This window comes from Anoxybacillus amylolyticus, from assembly GCF_001634285.1.
GTDB classification, from domain to species: Bacteria; Bacillota; Bacilli; order Bacillales; family Anoxybacillaceae; genus Anoxybacteroides; species Anoxybacteroides amylolyticum.
This window is the reverse complement of the sequence record NZ_CP015438.1, coordinates 1,026,033-1,047,326: the sequence shown is the minus strand read 5'-3', so window position 1 is coordinate 1,047,326 and position 21,294 is coordinate 1,026,033. Positions and strand designations below refer to the sequence as shown.

Here is a 21,294-nt window from a genome sequence, read left to right as displayed (position 1 = left end):
AATTCCCCCTTTCTATTCATTCGTTGTCACTTCGCCATTTTCAATTTTTTCTTTCCATTGCTCGACCAGTTTTTGCTGCGGTTCGCTCCATGGCACCACGCGAATCGGCGCAAGACCAACCCCGTTTTCTTTCAATCCAAGCTGCACCGTTCCGCTTTCTAACTTCCCTTTCTCTACATATTGTTTTAAAACAGTGAATAACGCCACATCCACATTTTTGACCATCGATGTGACAACGGCTTTTTCCGCGTAAAAATATTGGTCGCTATCTACGCCAATAGCATAAACACCGTGCGCTTCTGCTTCTTTTAGTGCACCAACTCCCGTAAATCCCGCCGCCGTATATACTACATCGCACCCTCTGGAAAACATTCCTTTTGCGATATTGGCGCCGAGTTTGTCATTCCCAAAATCGCCGGCATACACCACGTCGACCACAGCGTTCGGTTTTATCGCATGCACCCCTTTTTCGAATCCAACGGCAAATTTGCGAATAAGCGGTACATCTGCCCCACCGATAAATCCGATTTTATCCGTTTTTGTTGTCATCGCCGCGACAACCCCGGCAAGAAAACTCCCTTCATCTTCTTTGAACGTAATGGATGTGACGTTTTTCAAATTCGATACGGAGTCAATTAAAATAAATTTTTGTTTGGGGTATTGTTTTGCTACTTTTTCTAAATCTTGCTGCACCATAAACCCAAGCCCAATGACGATATCATTTCCTTCCTCTACTAACTCCTTTAACCCTTGTTCATATGTTTTCGTATCTTGCAGCTCTCGATAATCAAAAATGATGCCAAGTTCATCGCGCGCTTTCATTAGTCCACGGAAAGCAGAATCGCTAAATGATTGATCACCAAGTCCAACGTCAGACAACATAATTCCTACTTTTATCCGTTTTTTCGTTTTTACCCCTTCTTGTGCTGAACAACCAGCAAAAAGACTTATTACTAGCATCATTGCTACAATAAGACGTAACCGTTTCATCTTTCTCGTCCTTTCACAGTGAAAATATCCACTCTTTTTATCGGTTATTTCCTAAAATGTTTTTAGTTTCTTAACTGTAGTTGAGCAATTTCAATTACAATAATTACCATGTAAAAGAGACAAACAGGGTACCCCTTATGCCACGTGGAGCTGTTTTTTCACGGTATCAATGGGAATATTTTGTTTCGCTGCATGGTAAATGAACTCCACGAGGCTATGTCCTTTTCTCTTGCGCAGGAGATCGAGCCCATCCGAAAAATCGCTGTTAGACTCGAATAGGCTGTACACGTAAGCAAGCTGCACCAAGATCCAGTAACGTTTCACCGCTCGATGATGACGAACGCGGTACCCATCGAGTTTCAGCTGGTCTTTCGCTTGACGGAAAAAACATTCGATCGACCAACGCTCGGCATAGTAGCGCAAGATGTCTTCGTCGCTTAGCTCCCAATCGGTGCTCAAGACGCAATGAAGATGTTCCGGTGTCATCGGTTGATCGGCTTTCCAAACAAGTAGCACCACCGCATCATCGAGACCGTTGAGCGCTCCTTCGTAACGATAGACGCGATAGCGCTCTTCTCCCACCGTGACGAGGCGGGTGTCATTCGGTTCGAGATAGCGGGCAAACTGCTTCGCTTGGATGGCGATGCCTTTCGGATAGAGAATCCGGTTCGTCTTAAGCATCGCGATGACGTGGAACCCTTTTTTCAAGCAGGCTTCCACGAGTGCTTTCGATGGATACCAAGAGTCCATCAGTACATAAACAGGACGACTCACATCCAAAGAAGAAAGCATCTCAATCGCGAGTTTTCCTTTGCTTTTTCCAGCCTCCTTGTCGTAGGGGCGAAAAGCAAACGGAAACGCTTGAGTCATCGTATGAACCATGAGCCAAACGAGAGAATGCCCCCAAATCGATTTTTTCTCTGTGTGAGAATAATGCCAATCACACCCTTGAATAGCGCATGTTGCCCGTGACGAAGGCTTCGTTTTTTGGCAAATCGTATCATCGATGGAAACAAAAATGGGTTGATTCTTCTGTTTGGCGATGCGTTCGACACGATGAAGCATCCACTGCTGGAGTTTGCGGAGCAATGTCTCTTCATCCCACGGACTTTTCGTGAAAAAATGGCTCAGTGTCGTGCGATGGTTCGGATGAAAACTCCCATGATGTAGATCGGTCAACGTTCCCGAAAAACCTTTCGTCACCATCGCATCCACGATATGAACGAGATGCTTCATCACAGGTTTCGAGAAATAAAGCGCCAACCCCAACGTCGTGAAAAACTTGTGGATTCCTTGATGATGTGCTAATCTATTCATGAGACATGAACCTCCTTGTGTGAATGGTTGGTAGCACATCTATTCTAACCAAGGAATCGGGTTCATGTCTTCTTTTTTGTCTCAATGTAAATTTATGTTATCGATTTTGCTCATCTACAGTTTCTTAAGAAAAAAAAGCGAAGCGTGTTCGCTCCGCTTTTTTCAATCTTCTTTTTTAATAATATACGTCCAACCATTTTCTTGATATATTTTTTTTGCTTTCATTAAACGCCCCATCGCTCGTTTAAAAGCAGCTTTGCTCATATGAAACCGCGCTTTAATATCGTCTGGGTCGCTTTTATCATGATACGGCATCGCTCCCCCACGGCTTTCTAAATAGCGATAAATCATGTCTGCATCTTCGTCTAAACTTTCGTGCTTGCGCGGAAGAAGTGACACATTCACCGTCCCGTCCTCTTTTACTCCAATAATCCGTCCTTCCACAAGTTCGCCAAGGCGTGGTGCTTGGCGGCGCTGTGATTCATGAATAAAACCGATATAGCCAACCTCTGAAAAAAGAAAGGCACCAGCTTTTATTAGCCGATACACACGTCCGCGAATATTTTGATTAAATGCCGATTCCGGTGCTTTTACCGCTAACTGCCTCATTACTTCATCTGTCGCAAGCTGTGCCAACAGCCGCCCCCTCTTATCTGTTTTCAACGAACAATATAATTCATCCCCGCGCTTTGGCCATAATTCCAAAAACGGCGGCAAATCATCGACTGATACGAGTACATCTTTCGAAATGCCGATATGGACAAACACCCCAAGCTTCGGCACAACATCAGCTACTTCCACCCAATCGTACGTATCGTTCGTAATTTTTGGTGTTTTCGTTGTCGCACATAACCGCCCTTGATGGTCATGGTACAAAAAGACCGTCACTTCTTCCTGTTCCACTAACGCATGTTCTATTTCACTCTTATGAAGCAACACTTCTTCCGTACCATCTGTCAAAAAATACCCAAACGGCACTTCTCTCTTTACCTTTAATGTCATCATCTCTCCTGCTATCATTATGCATCTTCCTTTTATTATTGTTTCTCATGCTTCATTTTACTATAATGAAAACAAAATGACCAAATCGTTGGAGGTAGTATATGTCGAAAGAAAGTTCATTTGATATTGTATCAAAAGTAGACCTTTCCGAAGTCACGAATGCGGTGAACATTGCATTAAAAGAAATTCAAAACCGCTATGACTTCAAAGGAAGCAAAAGCGATATTTCACTCGAAAAAGATGAGCTCATTTTAATTTCTGACGACGAGTTCAAACTAGAGCAATTAAAAGACGTATTAATTGGCAAGCTGATTAAACGCGGCGTTCCGACAAAAAACATTCAATATGGAAAAATCGAACCTGCCTCTGGCAAAACGGTGCGCCAACGGGCGAAACTCGTCCAAGGCATCGACAAAGACAACGCGAAAAAAATTAACACCATCATTAAAAACACAGGCTTAAAAGTAAAAAGTCAAATTCAAGAAGACCAAATTCGCGTCAGCGGCAAAAGCAAAGACGATCTCCAAAAAGTCATCGCTGCTATCCGCGAAGCCGACTTGCCAATCGACGTACAGTTTGTCAACTACCGTTAAGAAGGCGATATGCCTTCTTTTTTGTAAACAATAGTTGAATATTTCGAAAAAATCAGTTACATTTATGTATAAACCGTATACGTGCTCTTATCGAGAGAAGGGGAGGGACTGGCCCTGTGAACCTTCAGCAACCTGACCGACGTCAAGGTGCTAATTCCAGACAAGCGGTTCGCTTGAAAGATAAGAAGGAGAAACACAAAAGTCTTCTTCTTTGAAGGCTTTTTTATTTTATAAAGAAACGGGGGAACGCACGTGGGGCTTTTAGAAGACGTAAAAGAACGAATCGTTCTCGCTGATGGAGCGATGGGAACGTTATTATACTCGCACGGCATCGATCGTTGCTTTGAAGAGTTAAACATATCGAAACCAGAGGAAATCGTTCATATTCATGAAGCGTATATGGCGGCGGGCGCAGAAGTCATTCAAACAAACACGTACGGCGCCAACTACGTTAAGCTTTCCCGCTACGGGCTGCAAGACGACGTGCAAACAATTAATCGTGCGGCTGTCTTGCTTGCCAAACAAGCAGCGAAAGGACGCGCGTACGTCCTCGGAACAATTGGCGGTTTGCGTAGCGTAAATAAAAGCGCTATTACGCTCGAAGAAGTAAAGCGCACGTTTCGCGAGCAATTGTACGTTCTTTTACACGAAGACGTTGATGGGCTACTGTTAGAAACATATTATGATTTAGAAGAATTAAAAACGGTGCTAGCCATTGCCCGTAAAGAAACAAATAAACCAATCATCGCTCATGTGACGCTACATGACGTCGGCATTTTACAGGACGGAACACCGTTAAACGAGGCGCTTGCGCAGCTCGAGCAGCTTGGCGCTGATATCGTTGGGTTAAACTGCCACCTCGGGCCATATCATATGATTCGCTCGCTAGAAGAAGTGCCGCTACCAGCAACCGCGTTTCTTTCTGCCTATCCGAATGCGAGTCTACCAGACTATCGAGATGGCCGCCTCGTCTATGAAACGAACGCCGAATATTTTAAAGAAACAGCACTAGCGTTTCGCGACCAAGGCGTTCGTTTAATCGGCGGCTGCTGCGGCACGACGCCAAGCCATATTGAAGCGATGGCAAAGGCGCTTACCGATCGGACACCTGTCCAGCAAAAACAAGTCAAGCAACGAGCGCTAAGCGTTTCCGTCTCTGCACCACCAGAACAAACAGAACCACCGCTGACCGAGATCGTCCGAAAACGCCGCTCCATTATTGTCGAGCTTGACCCGCCGAAAAAACTCGGCATTACGAAATTTTTAGAAGGTGCAAAAGCATTGCGAGACGCAAATATCGATGCGCTTACGCTCGCTGACAATTCATTGGCGACACCGCGCATTAGCAACGTCGCGCTTGGGACGATCGTCAAACAGCAACTCGGCGTTCGCCCGCTCGTTCATATTACGTGCCGGGACCGAAATTTAATCGGTTTACAGTCGCACCTTATGGGGCTATATACGCTCGGCATTACCGATGTGCTTGCCGTCACCGGCGATCCGTCTAAAATTGGTGATTTCCCTGGAGCAACATCTGTCTATGATCTGTCATCGTTCGATTTAATCCAGCTCATTCGCCAATTTAATGAAGGCGTGTCGTATTCCGGGCAGCCGCTTGGACAAAAAACAAAGTTCTCTATCGCAGCTGCCTTCAATCCAAATGTACGGCATTTAGACAAAGCGGTGCAGCGGCTCGAGAAAAAAATTCAATGCGGCGCGCATTATTTTATGACACAGCCGATATATTCAGAAAAACAAATGGAAGCCGTCTACGACGCGACAAAACATTTAGACGTACCTATTTACATCGGCATTATGCCGCTTACAAGCGCACGCAATGCGGAATTTCTTCATCACGAAGTACCTGGGATTACGCTATCAGACGATATTCGTGCGCGGATGGCCGCGTGTGCGAATGATCCAATTCAATCGACAAAAGAAGGGATTGCTATCGCCAAGTCATTAATCGACGCTGCCTTCGATTTATTTAATGGCATTTACTTAATTACGCCATTTTTGCGCTACGAAATGACAGTCGAACTTGCCCAATACGTTCATGAAAAACAAGCAGCAAAAGAAAGGAAGGTGCTTCATGGCTAGCCTAGTAGAACAATTGCGCAAAAAAATTTTAATCATTGACGGCGCCATGGGGACGATGATTCAAAGCGCCGGATTAACCGCTGCTGATTTTGGCGGCGAGGAGTACGAGGGGTGTAACGAATATTTGTCGCTCACCGCTCCGCACGTTATTCGCTCCATTCACGAAGCGTATTTAGAAGCAGGGGCAGACATTATCGAAACGAATACGTTTGGCGCGACAAACATCGTTCTCGACGAATACAACCTCGGCTATTTGGCGCTTGAACTAAACATCGAATCTGCCAAACTCGCCAAACAAGCAGCAGAAAAGTATTCCACACCAGAATGGCCGCGCTTTGTCGCTGGCTCGATGGGACCGACGACAAAAACGTTATCTGTCACCGGTGGCACCACATTTCCACAGCTTGTCGCCGCCTATGAAGAACAAGCGCGCGGGCTTCTAATCGGCGGCGTGGATGTATTGCTTTTAGAAACATGCCAAGACACGCTGAACGTCAAAGCAGGGTTCATCGGCATCTCAGAAGCGTTCCGAAAACTAGGAAAACGTGTACCAATTATGATTTCCGGCACGATTGAACCGATGGGTACGACGCTTGCTGGGCAAACAATTGAATCGTTTTTTATTTCCGTTCAGCATATGAAACCATTAGCAGTCGGTTTAAACTGTGCCACTGGTCCTGAATTTATGACCGACCATTTACGCTCGCTTGCCGATCTAGCCAATACGGCCGTGAGCTGCTACCCGAACGCTGGGCTGCCAGACGAAGAAGGACATTATCACGAAACACCGGAAATACTTGCGAAAAAAATTCGCTGGTTTGCCGAAAAAGGATGGATCAATATCGTTGGCGGCTGTTGCGGGACAACGCCTAATCATATTCGCGCCATTTGTGAAGCGGTTCGTGATCTTCCGCCGCGAAAAATTCCTGCATCGTTTGACGTACATGCTGTTTCCGGCATCGAACCACTTCTTTATGAAGAAACGATGCGCCCACTTTTTGTTGGGGAACGAACGAACGTTATCGGCTCGCGCAAATTTAAGCGGCTCATCGCTGAAGGAAAATATGAAGAAGCAGCGGAAATTGCCCGTGCCCAAGTGAAAAACGGGGCGCATGTCATCGACATTTGTTTAGCCGACCCAGACCGCGACGAAAAAGAAGATATGGAGCAATTTATTCAGCAAGTGGTGAAAAAAGTGAAAGTACCGCTTGTCATCGACTCCACCGATGAGCGTGTAATTGAATGTGCCCTTTCCTATTCCCAAGGAAAAGCGATTATTAACTCGATTAACTTAGAAGATGGCGAAGAGCGGTTTGAAAAAGTCGTCCCGCTCATCCAAAAATACGGCGCAGCAGTCGTTGTCGGCACGATCGATGAACAAGGAATGGCAGTTCATGCCGAACGAAAACTTGAAATTGCCTTGCGCTCATATGACTTGCTTGTCAACAAATATGGCTTATCGCCGCACGACATCATTTTCGACCCGCTTGTGTTTCCAGTCGGTACAGGCGACGAACAATACATTGGTGCGGCAAAAGAAACAATCGAAGGGATTCGCCTTATTAAAGAAAGGCTTCCGCATTGTTTAACGATGCTTGGCATTAGCAACGTTTCGTTCGGCTTGCCGCCAGTTGGAAGAGAAATTTTAAACTCTGTCTTTTTATACCATTGCACGCAAGCTGGGCTCGATTACGCCATCGTCAACACAGAAAAGCTCGAACGGTTCGCTTCCATCCCAGAAAACGAAGTGGAAATGGCCGAAGCACTTCTATTCCATACAAACGACGAAACGCTAAATACGTTTATCCAGTTTTACCGTGACAAAACGAAAGAACCGAAAAAAACAAGCGCAAATTTAACGCTTGAGGAACGGCTAGCCAATTATATAGTGGAGGGAACAAAAGAAGGGCTGTTTGCCGATTTAGAACTGGCATTGCAAACGTACGAAAGCCCGTTAGCAATTATTAATGGACCCCTCATGACGGGAATGGATGAAGTCGGGCGGCTATTTAACGACAACCAACTGATCGTCGCCGAAGTATTGCAAAGCGCAGAAGTAATGAAAGCCGCCGTCGCTTTTCTAGAACCGTATATGGAAAAAAGCGAAACGAGCACAAAAGGGAAAGTGATCCTTGCGACCGTCAAAGGCGATGTTCATGACATCGGCAAAAATTTAGTTGATATTATTTTAAGCAACAACGGCTTTCACGTTGTCGATTTAGGGATTAAAGTGACCCCACAGCAACTCATTGAAGCAGTACGAGCGGAACAACCAGACATGATCGGACTATCTGGACTGCTTGTAAAATCTGCCCTACAAATGGTGCTTACTGCCCAAGATTTAAAACAAGCGGGCATTTCCTTACCGATTTTAGTCGGGGGGGCAGCCCTATCTCGCAAATTTACGGAAACTAAAATCGCTCCTGAATACGACGGCATTGTTCTTTATGCAAAAGATGCGATGGACGGATTAACGCTCGCCAATCGTTTGCAACAAAACGACATCGAATATGAACGAAAAGAAAAAAGCGATGTTGTTTCCAAACAAACAACTCACACAGCTACGTTCGCTCGTTCAAACGTCTCTACCGCTGTTCCTGTTTTTGTACCGGCAGATTTAGAACGCCACGTATTAAAAGAGGTGCCGCTTTCCCATATCGAACCGTACATTAACTGGCAAATGTTATTAGGTCATCATCTCGGGTTAAAAGGAAACGTCAAAAAATTGCTGGCAGAGCAAGACGAAAAAACGATTATGCTAAAACAACTAATCGATGAACTTCTTTTCGAAGCAAAGCAAAAACAATGGATTACGCCATCCGTTGTTTACCAATTTTTCCGTGCCCAAAGCGATGGCAACAAAATCTATATTTACTCGCCGACGGACAACACAGTCTTAGAAACGTTTGAGTTCCCACGGCAACCAAGGGCGCCATACCTTTGCCTTGCGGACTATTTGCGGTCGGTTGAAAGCGGTGAAATCGACTATGTTGGGCTATTTGCGGTCACCGCAGGAAAAGGGATTCGTGAACTGGCACAGCGTTGGAAAGAAAAAGGAGAGTTTTTAAAAAGTCATGCCATTCAAGCATTAGCGCTTGAAGTGGCGGAAGGATTGGCCGAGCGCACACACCAAGTGATGCGCGACCGTTGGGGATTCCCGGACGATCCGGACTTTACGATGGAAGAGCGATTTTCCGCCAAATATCAAGGGCAGCGCTTCTCGTTCGGCTATCCGGCCTGCCCAAATTTAGAAGATCAAGAAAAGCTGTTCCGTCTCCTTTACCCTGAAGAAATCGGCATTCATTTAACGGAGGGGTTTATGATGGAGCCAGAAGCATCGGTATCCGCGATCGTCTTCGCTCATCCGGAAGCGAGATATTTCAACGTTTTATAAAAGCCAAGGGCAGCCTTGGCTTTTCATAATTTGTGGTCATGATTATCATAATAAAAATAATCAATAGTTCAAGGGAGGAAAGAACCATGGTCACAAAGCAACAGACAACGCTGCCGCCGCAGCATCAAAACCACCAGCCAGGCTTGCAGACGGAAATGAACCCGCAACCGATTTCTGAGGATCCGAGTTATCGCGGAAGCGGAAAACTAAAAGACAAGGTGGCGCTCATTAGCGGCGGAGACAGCGGAATTGGCCGAGCGGTCGCCATTTATTTCGCTAAAGAAGGGGCGGATGTCTCAATTATTTACTTGAATGAACATGAAGATGCCGAAGAAACGAAGCGGCAAGTCGAACAAGAGAGGCGGAAATGTCTGCTCATCTCTGGAGATGTCGGTGACGAGCATTTTTGTAAAGAAGCGGTCAAACAAACTGTTCAAGCATTCGGCAAGCTTGATATTCTTGTAAACAATGCGGCGGAACAGCACCCACAAAACAGCTTATTAAACGTTACATCCCAACAATTAGAAAAAACATTCCGCACCAATGTCTTCGGTTACTTCTATTTAACAAAAGCAGCGCTTCCTTATTTAAAAGACGGAAGCTCAATTATTAACACCGCTTCGGTCACGGCTTATGAAGGGCATGAACAGCTGCTTGATTATTCCGCAACAAAAGGAGCAATTGTAGCATTTACACGGTCGTTAGCTAAATCACTTGTAGCAAAAGGCATTCGCGTGAACGGTGTTGCACCTGGTCCCATTTGGACCCCGCTTATTCCATCGACCTTTTCTAGCGACCACGTCGCTACATTCGGTGCCAATACGCCAATGAAACGTCCTGGTCAACCGGAAGAAGTCGCACCAAGCTATGTTTTTTTAGCAAGCGACGACGCTTCCTATATGACAGGGCAAATGCTTCATGTGAATGGTGGGAAAATCGTAAATGGCTAACGGAAGCATAGTTAACAAACATCTACATTTTATGTTATATTTTCTTACATTCACCTTGATTTTTTGTCCGCAAACCGGTTATGATAAAGGCGGATATTGTTAGACCTTGACAAAAGGTCTCCCTCTCTTCCCTTTTTACTTGCAACGGTTGTTGCAAGTTTTTTTCATGAAAAAAGACCACGTGCCTGTGGTCTTTTTTACACATAATCGCATGAAAACCGCTTCACAAGCTTATGCGGGATGATGATTCGTTTGACTGGCTCGTTCGGATTAGCGACTTTTTCGATTAAATTTTTTGCTGCTTCATACCCTAGTTGAAAAATATGAATGTCGACCGACGTCAACGGTGGACGAGCCATGTCTGCTAATAACGTATTGTTAAAGCTAACGAGCGAAATATCGTCTGGAACGCGCAAATTCAGCTCATCAAGCAATTTCAATACATCGAGTGCCAACAAATCATCGACAACAACTAACGCCGTCGGCGGCTCGTCAAGTGAAAACAGCTTTTTCATTTCTTCTTGATTTGCTTTTTGTAAAAACTCTTCGTACACCACGTATTCCGGCCGATAAATAAGCCCCGCTTCTTCCAATGCTTCTTTATACCCTAATAGCCGATCAGCCGTCACTAAATACGTTTCATTCCCTCCAATAAACGCCACCCGCTCATGACCAAGCCCAAGCAAATATTGCGTCGTTTCTTTGCCGATTCGGTAGTTATCATTATCCACATGCGTAATTTGTTCCGCACGCTGATGCGGCTTTCCAATCACGACAAACGGAAAATCATGACGAAGCAAATATTTCATCAATTTATCATTCACACGCGAATAAAGCAAAATAACTCCATCGACACGGCGCCCTTGTAACATTTCCACAACTTCTTCATAAATCTCTTCCTCCTTTTCTCCAGTGGACATTTGCAAGGCAAATTTTTTCTCATGTGCCGCTTTGCTAATGCCGCGAATTACTTCGGGGAAAAACGGGTGTTGCAACGCCTGTTCGGCTGAGCTTGGCATCACAATTCCAATCACTTGTGCCGTTTGGCTCGCTAAACTGCGCGCAATAAAGTTCGGATGATAGCCAAGCTCTTTCATCGCCTCTCGCACTTTTCGTTTCGTTTTTTCACTAATGCGCGGACTATCGGCAATGACCCTAGAAACGGTCGAAGGAGCAACATTCGCCCGTTTCGCCACATCTTTAATCGTTACGTTCATGCCTTTCACCCCCTAGCTTGTGGCCTCTTTTTTACATAGTATAAAAACAATCCAAACAACACATACACAGCAATTATCGCACTAATAAACGGAACGTTTAGCCCCGTCTTTTTTCCTAACACATAAATTTCCGCCGTTTCCCGATTCAAAATAATATCATACCCGTTTTTATCGCTTCGCACTAAATCATCTGCCAACAATCCACGCAATTCTTTTCCTGTTTCTAACTGCTCGTTTGTAATGTGCGCTTTAGCCGTTTTGTTTGTATTGTTAATCGCAATAACAGCGGTTTGGTCATGATACGTCCGTTTGAACACTGCCATTCCGTTTTTCTCATAAAGCAACGTAAAATCGCCGCGCCGCAATGACGGCAGCTGTTTTCGCAATTCTCCTATTTTCTTTATATAATCAATGATTTCTTGGTCGGTGCGGAAATTCATCAATCGCCGATTGTCTGGGTCTTTTCCTCCATCCAGCCCAATTTCTGTGCCATAATACATGATTGGGATACCTGGTGCGGAAAACAAGTACGTCAATCCAAGCTTAATTCGCTTGATCGGATTTTGCCGGTTTTCGAGCGCCAGCCTCGTGAAACGGACGGTGTCATGGTTGTCTAAAAAGGTGCCAAGCAAATACGGTCGTTCATAAAACGTTTCATTTCTTCGCCAAACGTTATACAACGGTTCCAACGATTGGTCAGATTTGCTGAAAATTTTTGACGCTTCTTGATAAAATGGAAAATCGAGAAAACCATCGATACCGTATTTCCCGTAATCCGCAATATACCGAGGGTCGTCATGCCATACCTCACCAAGCAAAAAGAAATCTTTTTTGACGGATTTGACTTCGTTCGAAAAGTCTTTCCAGAACGATTTAGGTACGTGCTTCACTGTATCCAAACGATAGCCATCGATGTCTGTCTGCTGAATCCACCACTTCGCAGCATCGATTAAATAACGTTTCACTTCCGGATTTTCTTGCGCTAAGTCAGGCAGACCAAACAGCCAGCCGTTTTCTACTTCGGTTTGATCGGTCCAGTTGAAAATGTCTTTTTTCTCATGAAACCAATCTTTTTTCGTTGGATCATTTAGCCATGGATGATGAGGTCCTGTATGGTTGACAACAAAATCTAAAATGACTTTCATATCGCGTTTATGGGCTTCTTTCACTAATCTTTTTAAGTCGCTTAGCGTGCCAAAATGCGGATCGACTTTATAAAAATCGGAAATCCAGTAACCATGATAGCCACCCGGTTCATTTTTAAAAATTGGAGTTAGCCAGATGGCAGTAAACCCCATCGATTTTATGTAGTCAAGCTTATCGATAATTCCTTGCAAATCGCCACCATGATACGCTCTCGGGTCGTTGACGTTCACGTCTTGGTCGTTTTGCGGATTGCCGTTATTGAAGCGGTCGACCATGATAAAGTAAATACTTTCATCTTGCCACGTTCGCTTATCTGCTGCATGTGCTGGCATAGCCACAACAAGCAGGAAAAGCGCAGGCAATAACAAAGAAAAAATTCGTTTCACCTTGTCCCACTCCCATTCATTTCACTTCTACTGTTTAACTATAGCTCGAAATAATGCGAAAGGAAAGAACCTAAACGATTCTTTCCTTTCGTTTCTCATCCTTTTGTCCCTCCTGCGGTTAAGCCTGATATAAAATATTTTTGGAATGAAAGGAAGAGAATGGCGATAGGTAGTGCAATAAGAACAGAACCAGCAGCAAAAGTCGTAAATTCATTCCCAAACTGTTTTGCGACTAAATCATACAGCCCGACCGCCAACGTATATTTTTCCTTGCTTCGCAATAAAACACTCGCTAAAATAAAATCACCGAACGGCGCGATGAATGTAAAGAGCGCAATGACAGCGATAATCGGTTTTGCCAGCGGCATAATAATTTGAAAGAAAATGCGTAAATGCCCTGCCCCGTCAATACGGGCTGATTCATCTAATTCTTTCGGAATCGTATCTAAATATCCTTTCATCAACCACGTATTCATCGGAATTGCCCCACCAACATATACAAGAATCAACCCAAGATGTGTATCAATTAACTTCGTAAGCAACCCAAGCACATAAATCGCAATTAATGCAGCAAAGTTCGGAATCATTTGCAAAACTAAAAACGTTATTAACCCGTTTTGTCGTCCAACAAAGCGATAACGCGAAAACGAATACGCCGTCAAACTGACTAAAATAACGGAAAAAATCATCGTGAGTGTAGAAATTTTAAGTGAGTTTGCATACCAAATTAAATAATCACTTTTCGACGTATCAAACAACTCTTTATAATGAATCAGTGTCGCATGATCCGGAATCATCTTCGAACCAGATAAACTTTGGCCAGGATTAAATGACGAGCCAACAACCCAAAGAAGTGGATACACAATAATGATCGTCATCACCAAAATGACCGCATACGACAGCGTCAAGCGGACAATTTTTTGTTTTTTCATATCCATCTTACATCATATCCTCTTCTTTAAATGATTTTGTTTTTCTAAATTGCCATAGCGCTACAGATACAACGACAAGTGATAAAAGCAACGTAATTGCCGCTGCTTTGGAATATTGGGCAGACGTCATCGTTAAACGGTAAATCCACGAAATTAAAATGTCTGTTGCCCCAGCGTTTTGTCCAGAAACGGCTGGACCACCCCCATTAAATAAGTAAATAATATTGAAATTATTAAAATTAAACGTGTATTGTGTAATTAAAATTGGCGCAATCGCATACAACACGAGCGGAAGTGTAATTTTCGTAAATTTCTGCCACGCTGTCGCCCCATCTACGGTTGCCGCTTCGTACAACTCATCCGGAATCGCTTGTAACACACCGGTCGTCATCGCAAAAATAAAAGGAAAGCCTAACCATGATTGAATGAGAATAAGCGCTACTTTCGTCCAAAATGGATCAGTCATCCAATCAACAGGACTAATGCCGAGCGACGCTAAAATCGTTTTATTAATAACCCCGAACGATTCATTAAACATACCGGAAAAGACGAGAATGGAAACAAATGCTGGCACTGCCCATGGTAAAATGAAAATCGTGCGAATAATGGCTTTTCCCTTTAAATCTTTTTGATTAACAACAATCGCCAAAAAAATGCCGATAGCGATCTGCAACGTTGTTGCCCCGAACGTCCAAACAATCGTCCATGCTAACACGTTAACAAACGTTTTTCGCCAAAGGTCAAGTTTGACTAAATCAATAAAGTTTTGTAAACCGACCCAATCCACTAATTTTGCTGGTGGTGAATGATATAGATCATAGTTTGTGAACGCTAGTAACACAACAAAAATAATCGGAAAAACGACAACAAAAACGAGGAGAATAAATCCTGGCGAAATCATTAAATATGGAAATCCGTTGTCAATAAGTGTATGGTATTGCTCGCGCAACGAACTAATTTTCAGCCCTAAATCTCGCTTTTGTCCGTTTTTGTACGCATCGTAAAAATTAAACGCGTAAAAACCAAGCCCAAATATTAAAATAATGACAGCCAAAATGCCCTCGACAAGTAAAAAAATCGAATGGTCACGCCCGATCACTTCTCCAAGCGTCACTATTCCCCATAAGCCAATATCTAGCAAATCTGCAAACACAATATAATAGGAAACTGCTAAAATAAGAAAACAAACACCCTTGACATATTGACGGTTGTATAACTGGCCAAGACCTGGTATAACGGATAGACCAAGCGCGATCTTCCGATGGCCAGACTGGTACATTGATGTTTCCATTGATTTGTCTCCTTTCTTTCACATCGCGAGGAGCTCTGGCTACTTGTGAATATATAAACAAACATTTAAATGTGGAAGCAGTACCTCAAAAAATGAGGTACCGCCTGCGCTCTACTTGCTTGGATGATTTGTTTCAATGTTCGTTTTGATCGTTTTTACCGCTTCATCCAACGCCTTTTTCGGTTCTGTCTTTTGGTTCGCGACAAGCTGAAGGGCAGTTGCCATCGGTCCCCATACTTCCGCCATTTCTGGAATATTTGGCATTGGAACTGCATATTGCGATTGAATAGCTACCGCTTTTGCTCCTTCGTCATTTGCAATTAGCGGATCGTTAATTAACGATTTCACTGGTGGAATTTCTTTTGTTAATTCAAACCGTTTTTTCGCATTTTCTTCATTTGTAAGGAACTCAATTAGTTTCGTTGCCCACTCTGGATTTTTTGAAAAGGCAGATACATGCCAGCCTTTAACGCCCATGAATGTTTTCACATGTTCGCCGTTCGGTAATGTCGGCATTGGCGCTACTCCAATATCGATTCCTGCATCGCGCATCCCTTGGAAAGCCCACGGACCGTTCATAACAGAAGCCACTTTTCCTTCATTAAACAATCCATCCATCGTCGAGCCACCATTTTCCCCGATAATTCCTTTCGGGAACAGCTCTTTATACCATTTTTGAATGTACTCTGTTCCTTTTACAGCCCCATCATTATTTAAGCCGATATCTTTCGGATCTAGTGTACCGTTGTTATCTTTGAACACATAGCCGCCCATTCCAGCGATAATCCCGTGTGCAAAGTAGAAGTTATCCCAAAGTGCTAAAAACCCATATTTACCTCCTTTGGTAAAATCTTTCGAAAATTGGTATAGCTCATCCATCGTTGCCGGCGCTTTATCCATAAGTTTTTTATTATAAATAAATACAGGTGTTTCTACTGCTTTCGGCAACCCATAGAGTTTCCCGTTATAAGTTTCTGCTTTCAGCGATGATTCTGTGAACGTATCCAATACTGATTGGTCGACGTTAATTTCACGAATTAATCCTTCTGTCACAAGCTGACCAATTTGGTCATGAGGCACAGTGATAACGTCTGGCCCTGTTCCCGCTGGTCCGTCTAAGCGAAGTTGGTCCCGTTGCTTCGTTGCCATTTCAACTTCTTTGTACTCTACTTTAATCCCATACTTTTCTTCAAATGCTTTAATCGCCGGTTCCAATGCAACACCGCGCTTCACATCTTCCCAAACGATCAGTTTTTCTGGCTTTGGCGGCATTCCGTTTTCTGCCGTAGTTGTTTTCTTTTCACTGGTTTTCGTCTCTGTTGTCTCCTTGTCAGGACCACAACCTGCCAGAACTCCGGTCATTAAAGCAAGTGACGAGAAAATAGATACTGCTTTTTTCATTTCGACCCCTCCTAATAACAAAATGAATTACAAGCGCTTTCACAACAGGATAGATTTTTGTGAAAACGATTGCGCAACTCTTATCACTAATTATACAACCATTTACCCATTTGACAACCTTTTTTTTATTTTTTGTCCATTTTTTCTGAACATTTTCTGAACGAAAGTTGACTTTTCACTTACAATCCTTTATTCTAAGCATACAATCTACTATACATTTTTTAGGTGATATTCTTTCAAAAGTTTAAATGATCCGCATAATAACGATTTTTATAGTGCAATCGATTGCACTAGTATAAAGGGGTAGATGACAATGTTAAAGGAAGCTGTATACCACCGTCCAACCGATCAGTTCGCCTATGCTTATGACGACAAAACATTGCACATTCGGTTGCGAACGAAGAAAAGCGATGTTCAGGCTGTGTCCCTTCTACATGGCGACCCTTATTACTGGGAAGATAGTGGATGGCAGTTTACAAAAACAGAGATGACAAAAAGCGGATCAGATACCTTGTTTGACTATTGGTGGGTCCCTATATCGCCGCCATATCGACGTCTACGCTACGGATTTGAGCTTGTGTCAGGAAACGATAGATGCGTTTATACGGAAAAAGGTTTTTTTCATCAAGCACCTATTGATGATATTGCTTATTATTTCTGCTTCCCATTTTTAAATCCAATCGACGTATTTGACGCGCCAAAGTGGGTAAAAGATACGGTTTGGTATCAAATTTTCCCTGAGCGGTTCGCAAATGGTGATCCGTCCTTGAACCCGAAAGAAACGATCCCGTGGGGAAGTGCCGATCCGACTGCGACGAGCTTTTTTGGTGGTGATTTTGCTGGCATTATGGAGCGGCTTGATTATTTAGTCGAGCTAGGAGTGAACGGGATTTATTTCACTCCGATTTTTAAAGCATCGTCCAATCATAAATACGATACAATTGATTATTTCGAGATTGATCCACAATTTGGTGACAAACGAACATTTAAGCGCCTTGTCGAGCGTTGCCACCAAAAAGGCATTCGTGTGATGCTTGATGCGGTATTTAATCATAGTGGGCATTTTTTCGCTCCATTTCAAGATGTTCTAAAGCATGGAGAAAAATCAAAATATAAAGATTGGTTCCATATCCACGAGTTTCCATTACAAACCGAACCATTACCGAACTATGATACATTTGCCTTCGTGCCAACCATGCCAAAATTAAATACGGAAAATCAAGAAGTTAAACAATATCTATTAGATGTAGCAACATATTGGATTCGCGAATTTGATATTGACGGTTGGCGTTTAGATGTCGCCAATGAAGTTGATCATCAATTTTGGCGTGAGTTTCGTCAAGCAGTAAAAGCGGTAAAACAAGACGTATATATTCTTGGAGAAATTTGGCACGATGCAATGCCTTGGTTACGCGGTGACCAGTTTGATGCGGTGATGAACTATCCATTTACAAATGGCGTATTGCGTTATTTTGCTAAAAACGAAATGAAAAAAGCAAGCGAATTTGCTCATTCGATTACAAACGTGCTCCATTCGTATCCAAACAACGTAAATGAAGTAGCGTTCAATTTACTTGGCAGCCACGACACTCCCCGCATTTTAACGGAATGTAGGGAAAATAAGGAAAAAGTAAAGCTGATGTTTACTTTCCAATTTTCGTTCACAGGGACTCCGTGCATTTATTATGGCGATGAAATTGGACTAACTGGCGGACAAGACCCGTTGTGCCGCAAATGCATGGTCTGGGAGGAAGAAAAGCAAGACCGCGATTTATTCGCCCACGTCCAAAAATTGATTTCGTTGCGCCGCGCCTATCGCTCTTTTTCACGAGGCGAGCTGCGCTTTATTGAAGCGAACGACGAAACAAACCATCTCGTCTATACTAAAACATATGAACAAGAAACGATTGTATGCCTACTCAACAATAGCGACCGAAAGCTTGACATCACATTGCCCATTTCGGTAAAAAGAAAAAAGATTACTGATTTATGGACAAATAAGCAATTTGTGTCAGAAGAAAACGAATGGACCGTAACGCTTGCGCCATATGGATTTCTTATGTTACTAGTTGAGTAATGGAAATCAGCGAGGGGAGCCCCTCGCTGATTTTGCACTGAACAGTCGCCTCCGCTTTCTCCAGCAACTTGCGAGACACGTCTCGTCGAAAGCTTGCCCTTCTGTCAGATGTTTCCTTGGCTTCACCAAGGAACGTTCCCCACTTTTCTTATGTTCGATGGACGATACGGCGATATTCGGTCGGTGTAATTCCTTCCACTTTTTTGAATAAACGCGAGAAATAGGCCCCGTCTTCAAATCCTACTTGCTTGGCGATCGCATCAATCGTGTCGTTCGTTTCTGAAAGCTTTTTTTTCGCTTTGCTAAGCCGAAAATAGTGTACGTACTGAATGGCGCTCATTCCTAACGTTTTTTGCATGCAGCGTGTAATATAGTCTGGATGAAAGCACAACGACTGAGCAAGTATTTTCATGTCAAACGGTTCATGGTAATGAGCTTGAATATATTGAATCGCTTCCGCACACACTTTTTCTGATGCCGTCGGAATGTGGAGCGCCTGCTTTTGCAGCTGTAAAAGAAATTCAGAAAAATAGAGTTGTTGCCTCAACGGATGATCAGGCGCGCTATGCTCGTTTAAATCGACAATGTTCCCGAGTAGCTGTTCGATTCTCTCCTTTTGCTGCACTTTTCCGTGCTGCGGAATATGAAATACATATTGTGCCGCTTCCACATACGTCGCCTCGCGCTGAATAAGATCGTGCCAACCTACTCCCTCCTTTTCCACAAATTTATATTGATCGATCATGAAATGAAGCCATACAAACAATGTATCTTCCATACATTCACGATTCCCATAATGCTCTCGCTCAGGAACTAAAATGACGTACTCCCCCTCTCTAACTTCGAAAAAAGTATCCCCTTCCATCATATATAAACAGCCTTTTTTCACATACAACAAATCAAACACCGTAAACGTCCGCCGAAAATGTTTTTTTCCTTTTGCGAATACTGCTTCTCCACCTTTAACAAACGTGGGGAATGGCGGAACGAAAAATGAAATATACATTTCTATCCCTCTCTTATGTCGGAAATATACAAATAGAATCGTGTTGTTCTCTTTTTATTATGCCATGAAGCCGCTACACTAAATATAGTTTTTACGTCGGAATATGGAAAGAGGGCTGTCTTAATGATAAAAGAAAGGAAATGGCCGTTGTTCTCGCTAACATGGCCCATATTTATTGAAACGTTATTATATATGCTGATGGGGAATGCGGATACCCTTATGCTTAGCCAATACTCGGACGGTTCCGTTGCTGCTGTTGGCGTTGCTAACCAAATTGTATTCCTTGTCATCGTCATGTTTGAATTTATCGCCATGGGAACAGCCATCTTAACTGCCCAATACGTTGGAGCAAAAGATGAGAAACGTGCGACGGAAGTATCACTCGTATCGATCACCGCTAATTTTCTATTCAGCTTTTTCCTAAGCATACTGCTTTGGTTATTCGGAAAACCGTTGCTATATGCAATGAAACTGCCAAATGAACTGTTAGACGAAGCATACGCGTATTTAAGCATCGTCGGCGGCTTTTTATTTATTCAAGCGCTCATTATGACCATTGGAGCGATTTTAAAAAGCTACGGATACACCCGTGACACGATGTACGTGACAATTGGCATGAACATTTTAAATGTCATCGGAAACTATCTTTTTATTTTCGGACCGTTTGGAATCCCAGTGTTAGGTGTCAGAGGAGTAGCGATTTCGACAACGGTAAGCCGGATCATCGCGCTTATTGTCATTTTTCTTCTATTCGTGAAGCGAACGAAGCTCTCCTTCTCACCATCGCAACTGTTGTCTTTGCCGTTCTATCACGTTCGTCACTTATTGAAAATCGGCATCCCTTCGGCAGGGGAACATTTGGCGTACAATACTGCTCAAATGCTTATTACGTACTTTATTACTTGGATCGGCACAGAAGCATTGACGACAAGAGTTTATACACAAAACATGATGATGTTTGTCTGGGTGTTTGGAATCGCAATCAGCCAAGGAACGCAAATTCTCGTGGGTCATTTTGTCGGTGCAAAGCAATATGACGATGCATACGCACAATGTTTAAAAAGTTTACGTAGTGCAATCGTCGTTTCTATTTTGATGTCATCGGTATGTTTTGCATTCGCTGATTCTCTTTTTTCATTGTTTACAACGAACAAACATATTATCGAAACAGGAAAAAGGTTGTTATTGCTAACGATCATTTTAGAGCCAGGACGTTCATTTAACCTTGTCATCATCAACTCGCTCCGAGCCGCAGGCGACGTTAAATTCCCTGTGTATATGGGAATTTTATCGATGTGGGGCGTTAGCGTCACTGCTTCTTATGTACTCGGCATATATTTCGAACTTGGTCTTATCGGCATATGGATTTCCTTTATCGCCGACGAATGGCTACGCGGACTTTTCATGTTATGGCGCTGGCGCTCTAAAACTTGGCAAACGAAATCGTTCGTGCACCACCATCTAGGAACAGCTTAAAGGAGAAGCAACAGCT

At 43.4% G+C, this 21,294-nt stretch carries 15 protein-coding genes and 1 riboswitch; of the genes, 6 read left to right on the top strand and 9 right to left on the bottom strand.

Annotation, left to right across the window (positions count from 1 at the left end; translation table 11 throughout):
• Positions 1–12: 12 nt before the first annotated feature.
• The 3 genes from GFC30_RS05385 to GFC30_RS05375 form a co-directional block, all read right to left on the bottom strand.
• Positions 13–990 (bottom strand): BMP family lipoprotein, encoded by a 978-nt coding sequence (locus GFC30_RS05385; RefSeq protein ID WP_066323231.1) that lies wholly within the window; start codon positions 988–990, stop codon positions 13–15.
• A gap of 135 nt (positions 991–1,125) precedes the next feature.
• Positions 1,126–2,307 carry an IS701 family transposase gene (locus GFC30_RS05380; protein WP_066322703.1) on the bottom strand — a complete coding sequence of 394 codons (1,182 nt, stop codon included), beginning with the start codon at positions 2,305–2,307 and terminating at the stop codon, positions 1,126–1,128.
• Positions 2,308–2,469: 162 nt separating this feature from the next.
• Positions 2,470–3,327, bottom strand: a complete 858-nt coding sequence (locus GFC30_RS05375; protein ID WP_409978500.1) for a CvfB family protein — start codon at positions 3,325–3,327, stop codon at positions 2,470–2,472.
• Positions 3,328–3,410: 83 nt separating this feature from the next.
• Between GFC30_RS05375 and GFC30_RS05370 the strand changes: the two genes are divergently transcribed.
• The 4 genes from GFC30_RS05370 to GFC30_RS05355 all read left to right on the top strand — a co-directional run bounded on the left by GFC30_RS05370 (position 3,411) and on the right by GFC30_RS05355 (position 10,346).
• Entirely contained in the window at positions 3,411–3,902 is a 492-nt protein-coding gene (locus GFC30_RS05370) for a YajQ family cyclic di-GMP-binding protein (RefSeq protein ID WP_066323230.1), read from the top strand.
• A gap of 84 nt (positions 3,903–3,986) precedes the next feature.
• Positions 3,987–4,089, top strand: a riboswitch (SAM riboswitch).
• Between the two features lie 65 nt (positions 4,090–4,154).
• Positions 4,155–6,002 (top strand): bifunctional homocysteine S-methyltransferase/methylenetetrahydrofolate reductase, encoded by a 1,848-nt coding sequence (locus GFC30_RS05365; protein WP_066323229.1) that lies wholly within the window; start codon positions 4,155–4,157, stop codon positions 6,000–6,002.
• Positions 5,995–9,396, top strand: a complete 3,402-nt coding sequence (gene metH, locus GFC30_RS05360; RefSeq protein WP_066323228.1) for a methionine synthase — start codon at positions 5,995–5,997, stop codon at positions 9,394–9,396. Before GFC30_RS05365 ends, metH begins: the two co-directional genes overlap by 8 nt.
• An 86-nt stretch (positions 9,397–9,482) precedes the next feature.
• On the top strand, positions 9,483–10,346 hold the full coding sequence (locus GFC30_RS05355) for an SDR family oxidoreductase (protein WP_066323227.1): 864 nt from the start codon (positions 9,483–9,485) through the stop codon (positions 10,344–10,346).
• Between the two features lie 197 nt (positions 10,347–10,543).
• Here GFC30_RS05355 and GFC30_RS05350 read toward each other — a convergent pair whose 3' ends face one another.
• The 5 genes from GFC30_RS05350 to GFC30_RS05330 all read right to left on the bottom strand — a co-directional run bounded on the left by GFC30_RS05350 (position 10,544) and on the right by GFC30_RS05330 (position 16,719).
• A complete protein-coding gene (locus GFC30_RS05350) occupies positions 10,544–11,563 on the bottom strand; it encodes a LacI family DNA-binding transcriptional regulator (protein ID WP_066323226.1) in 1,020 nt (339 codons plus the stop codon).
• Between the two features lie 5 nt (positions 11,564–11,568).
• Positions 11,569–13,041, bottom strand: a complete 1,473-nt coding sequence (locus GFC30_RS05345) for an alpha-amylase family glycosyl hydrolase (protein WP_066327158.1) — start codon at positions 13,039–13,041, stop codon at positions 11,569–11,571.
• A 149-nt stretch (positions 13,042–13,190) separates the two neighbouring features.
• Entirely contained in the window at positions 13,191–14,033 is an 843-nt protein-coding gene (locus tag GFC30_RS05340; RefSeq protein ID WP_066323225.1) for a sugar ABC transporter permease, read from the bottom strand.
• Position 14,034: 1 nt separating this feature from the next.
• Positions 14,035–15,318, bottom strand: coding sequence for a carbohydrate ABC transporter permease (locus GFC30_RS05335; RefSeq protein WP_066323224.1), 1,284 nt, complete (start codon positions 15,316–15,318; stop codon positions 14,035–14,037).
• Between the two features lie 111 nt (positions 15,319–15,429).
• The gene (locus tag GFC30_RS05330) at positions 15,430–16,719 is read right to left on the bottom strand and encodes an extracellular solute-binding protein (RefSeq protein ID WP_066323223.1); all 1,290 of its coding nucleotides are present in this window, start codon (positions 16,717–16,719) and stop codon (positions 15,430–15,432) included.
• A gap of 313 nt (positions 16,720–17,032) precedes the next feature.
• Here GFC30_RS05330 and GFC30_RS05325 point away from each other — a divergent pair, with 313 nt between their 5' ends.
• Positions 17,033–18,796 carry an alpha-glycosidase gene (locus GFC30_RS05325; RefSeq protein ID WP_066323222.1) on the top strand — a complete coding sequence of 588 codons (1,764 nt, stop codon included), beginning with the start codon at positions 17,033–17,035 and terminating at the stop codon, positions 18,794–18,796.
• 148 nt (positions 18,797–18,944) lie between these two features.
• Here GFC30_RS05325 and GFC30_RS05320 read toward each other — a convergent pair whose 3' ends face one another.
• Positions 18,945–19,802: a helix-turn-helix domain-containing protein gene (locus GFC30_RS05320; RefSeq protein ID WP_066323221.1), complete on the bottom strand. Its 858-nt coding sequence runs from the start codon at positions 19,800–19,802 to the stop codon at positions 18,945–18,947.
• A 123-nt stretch (positions 19,803–19,925) separates the two neighbouring features.
• On the opposite strand from GFC30_RS05320, the gene GFC30_RS05315 reads away from it, so the two are divergent.
• Positions 19,926–21,278, top strand: coding sequence for an MATE family efflux transporter (locus GFC30_RS05315; protein ID WP_066323220.1), 1,353 nt, complete (start codon positions 19,926–19,928; stop codon positions 21,276–21,278).
• The last annotated feature ends 16 nt before the right edge of the window (positions 21,279–21,294 follow it).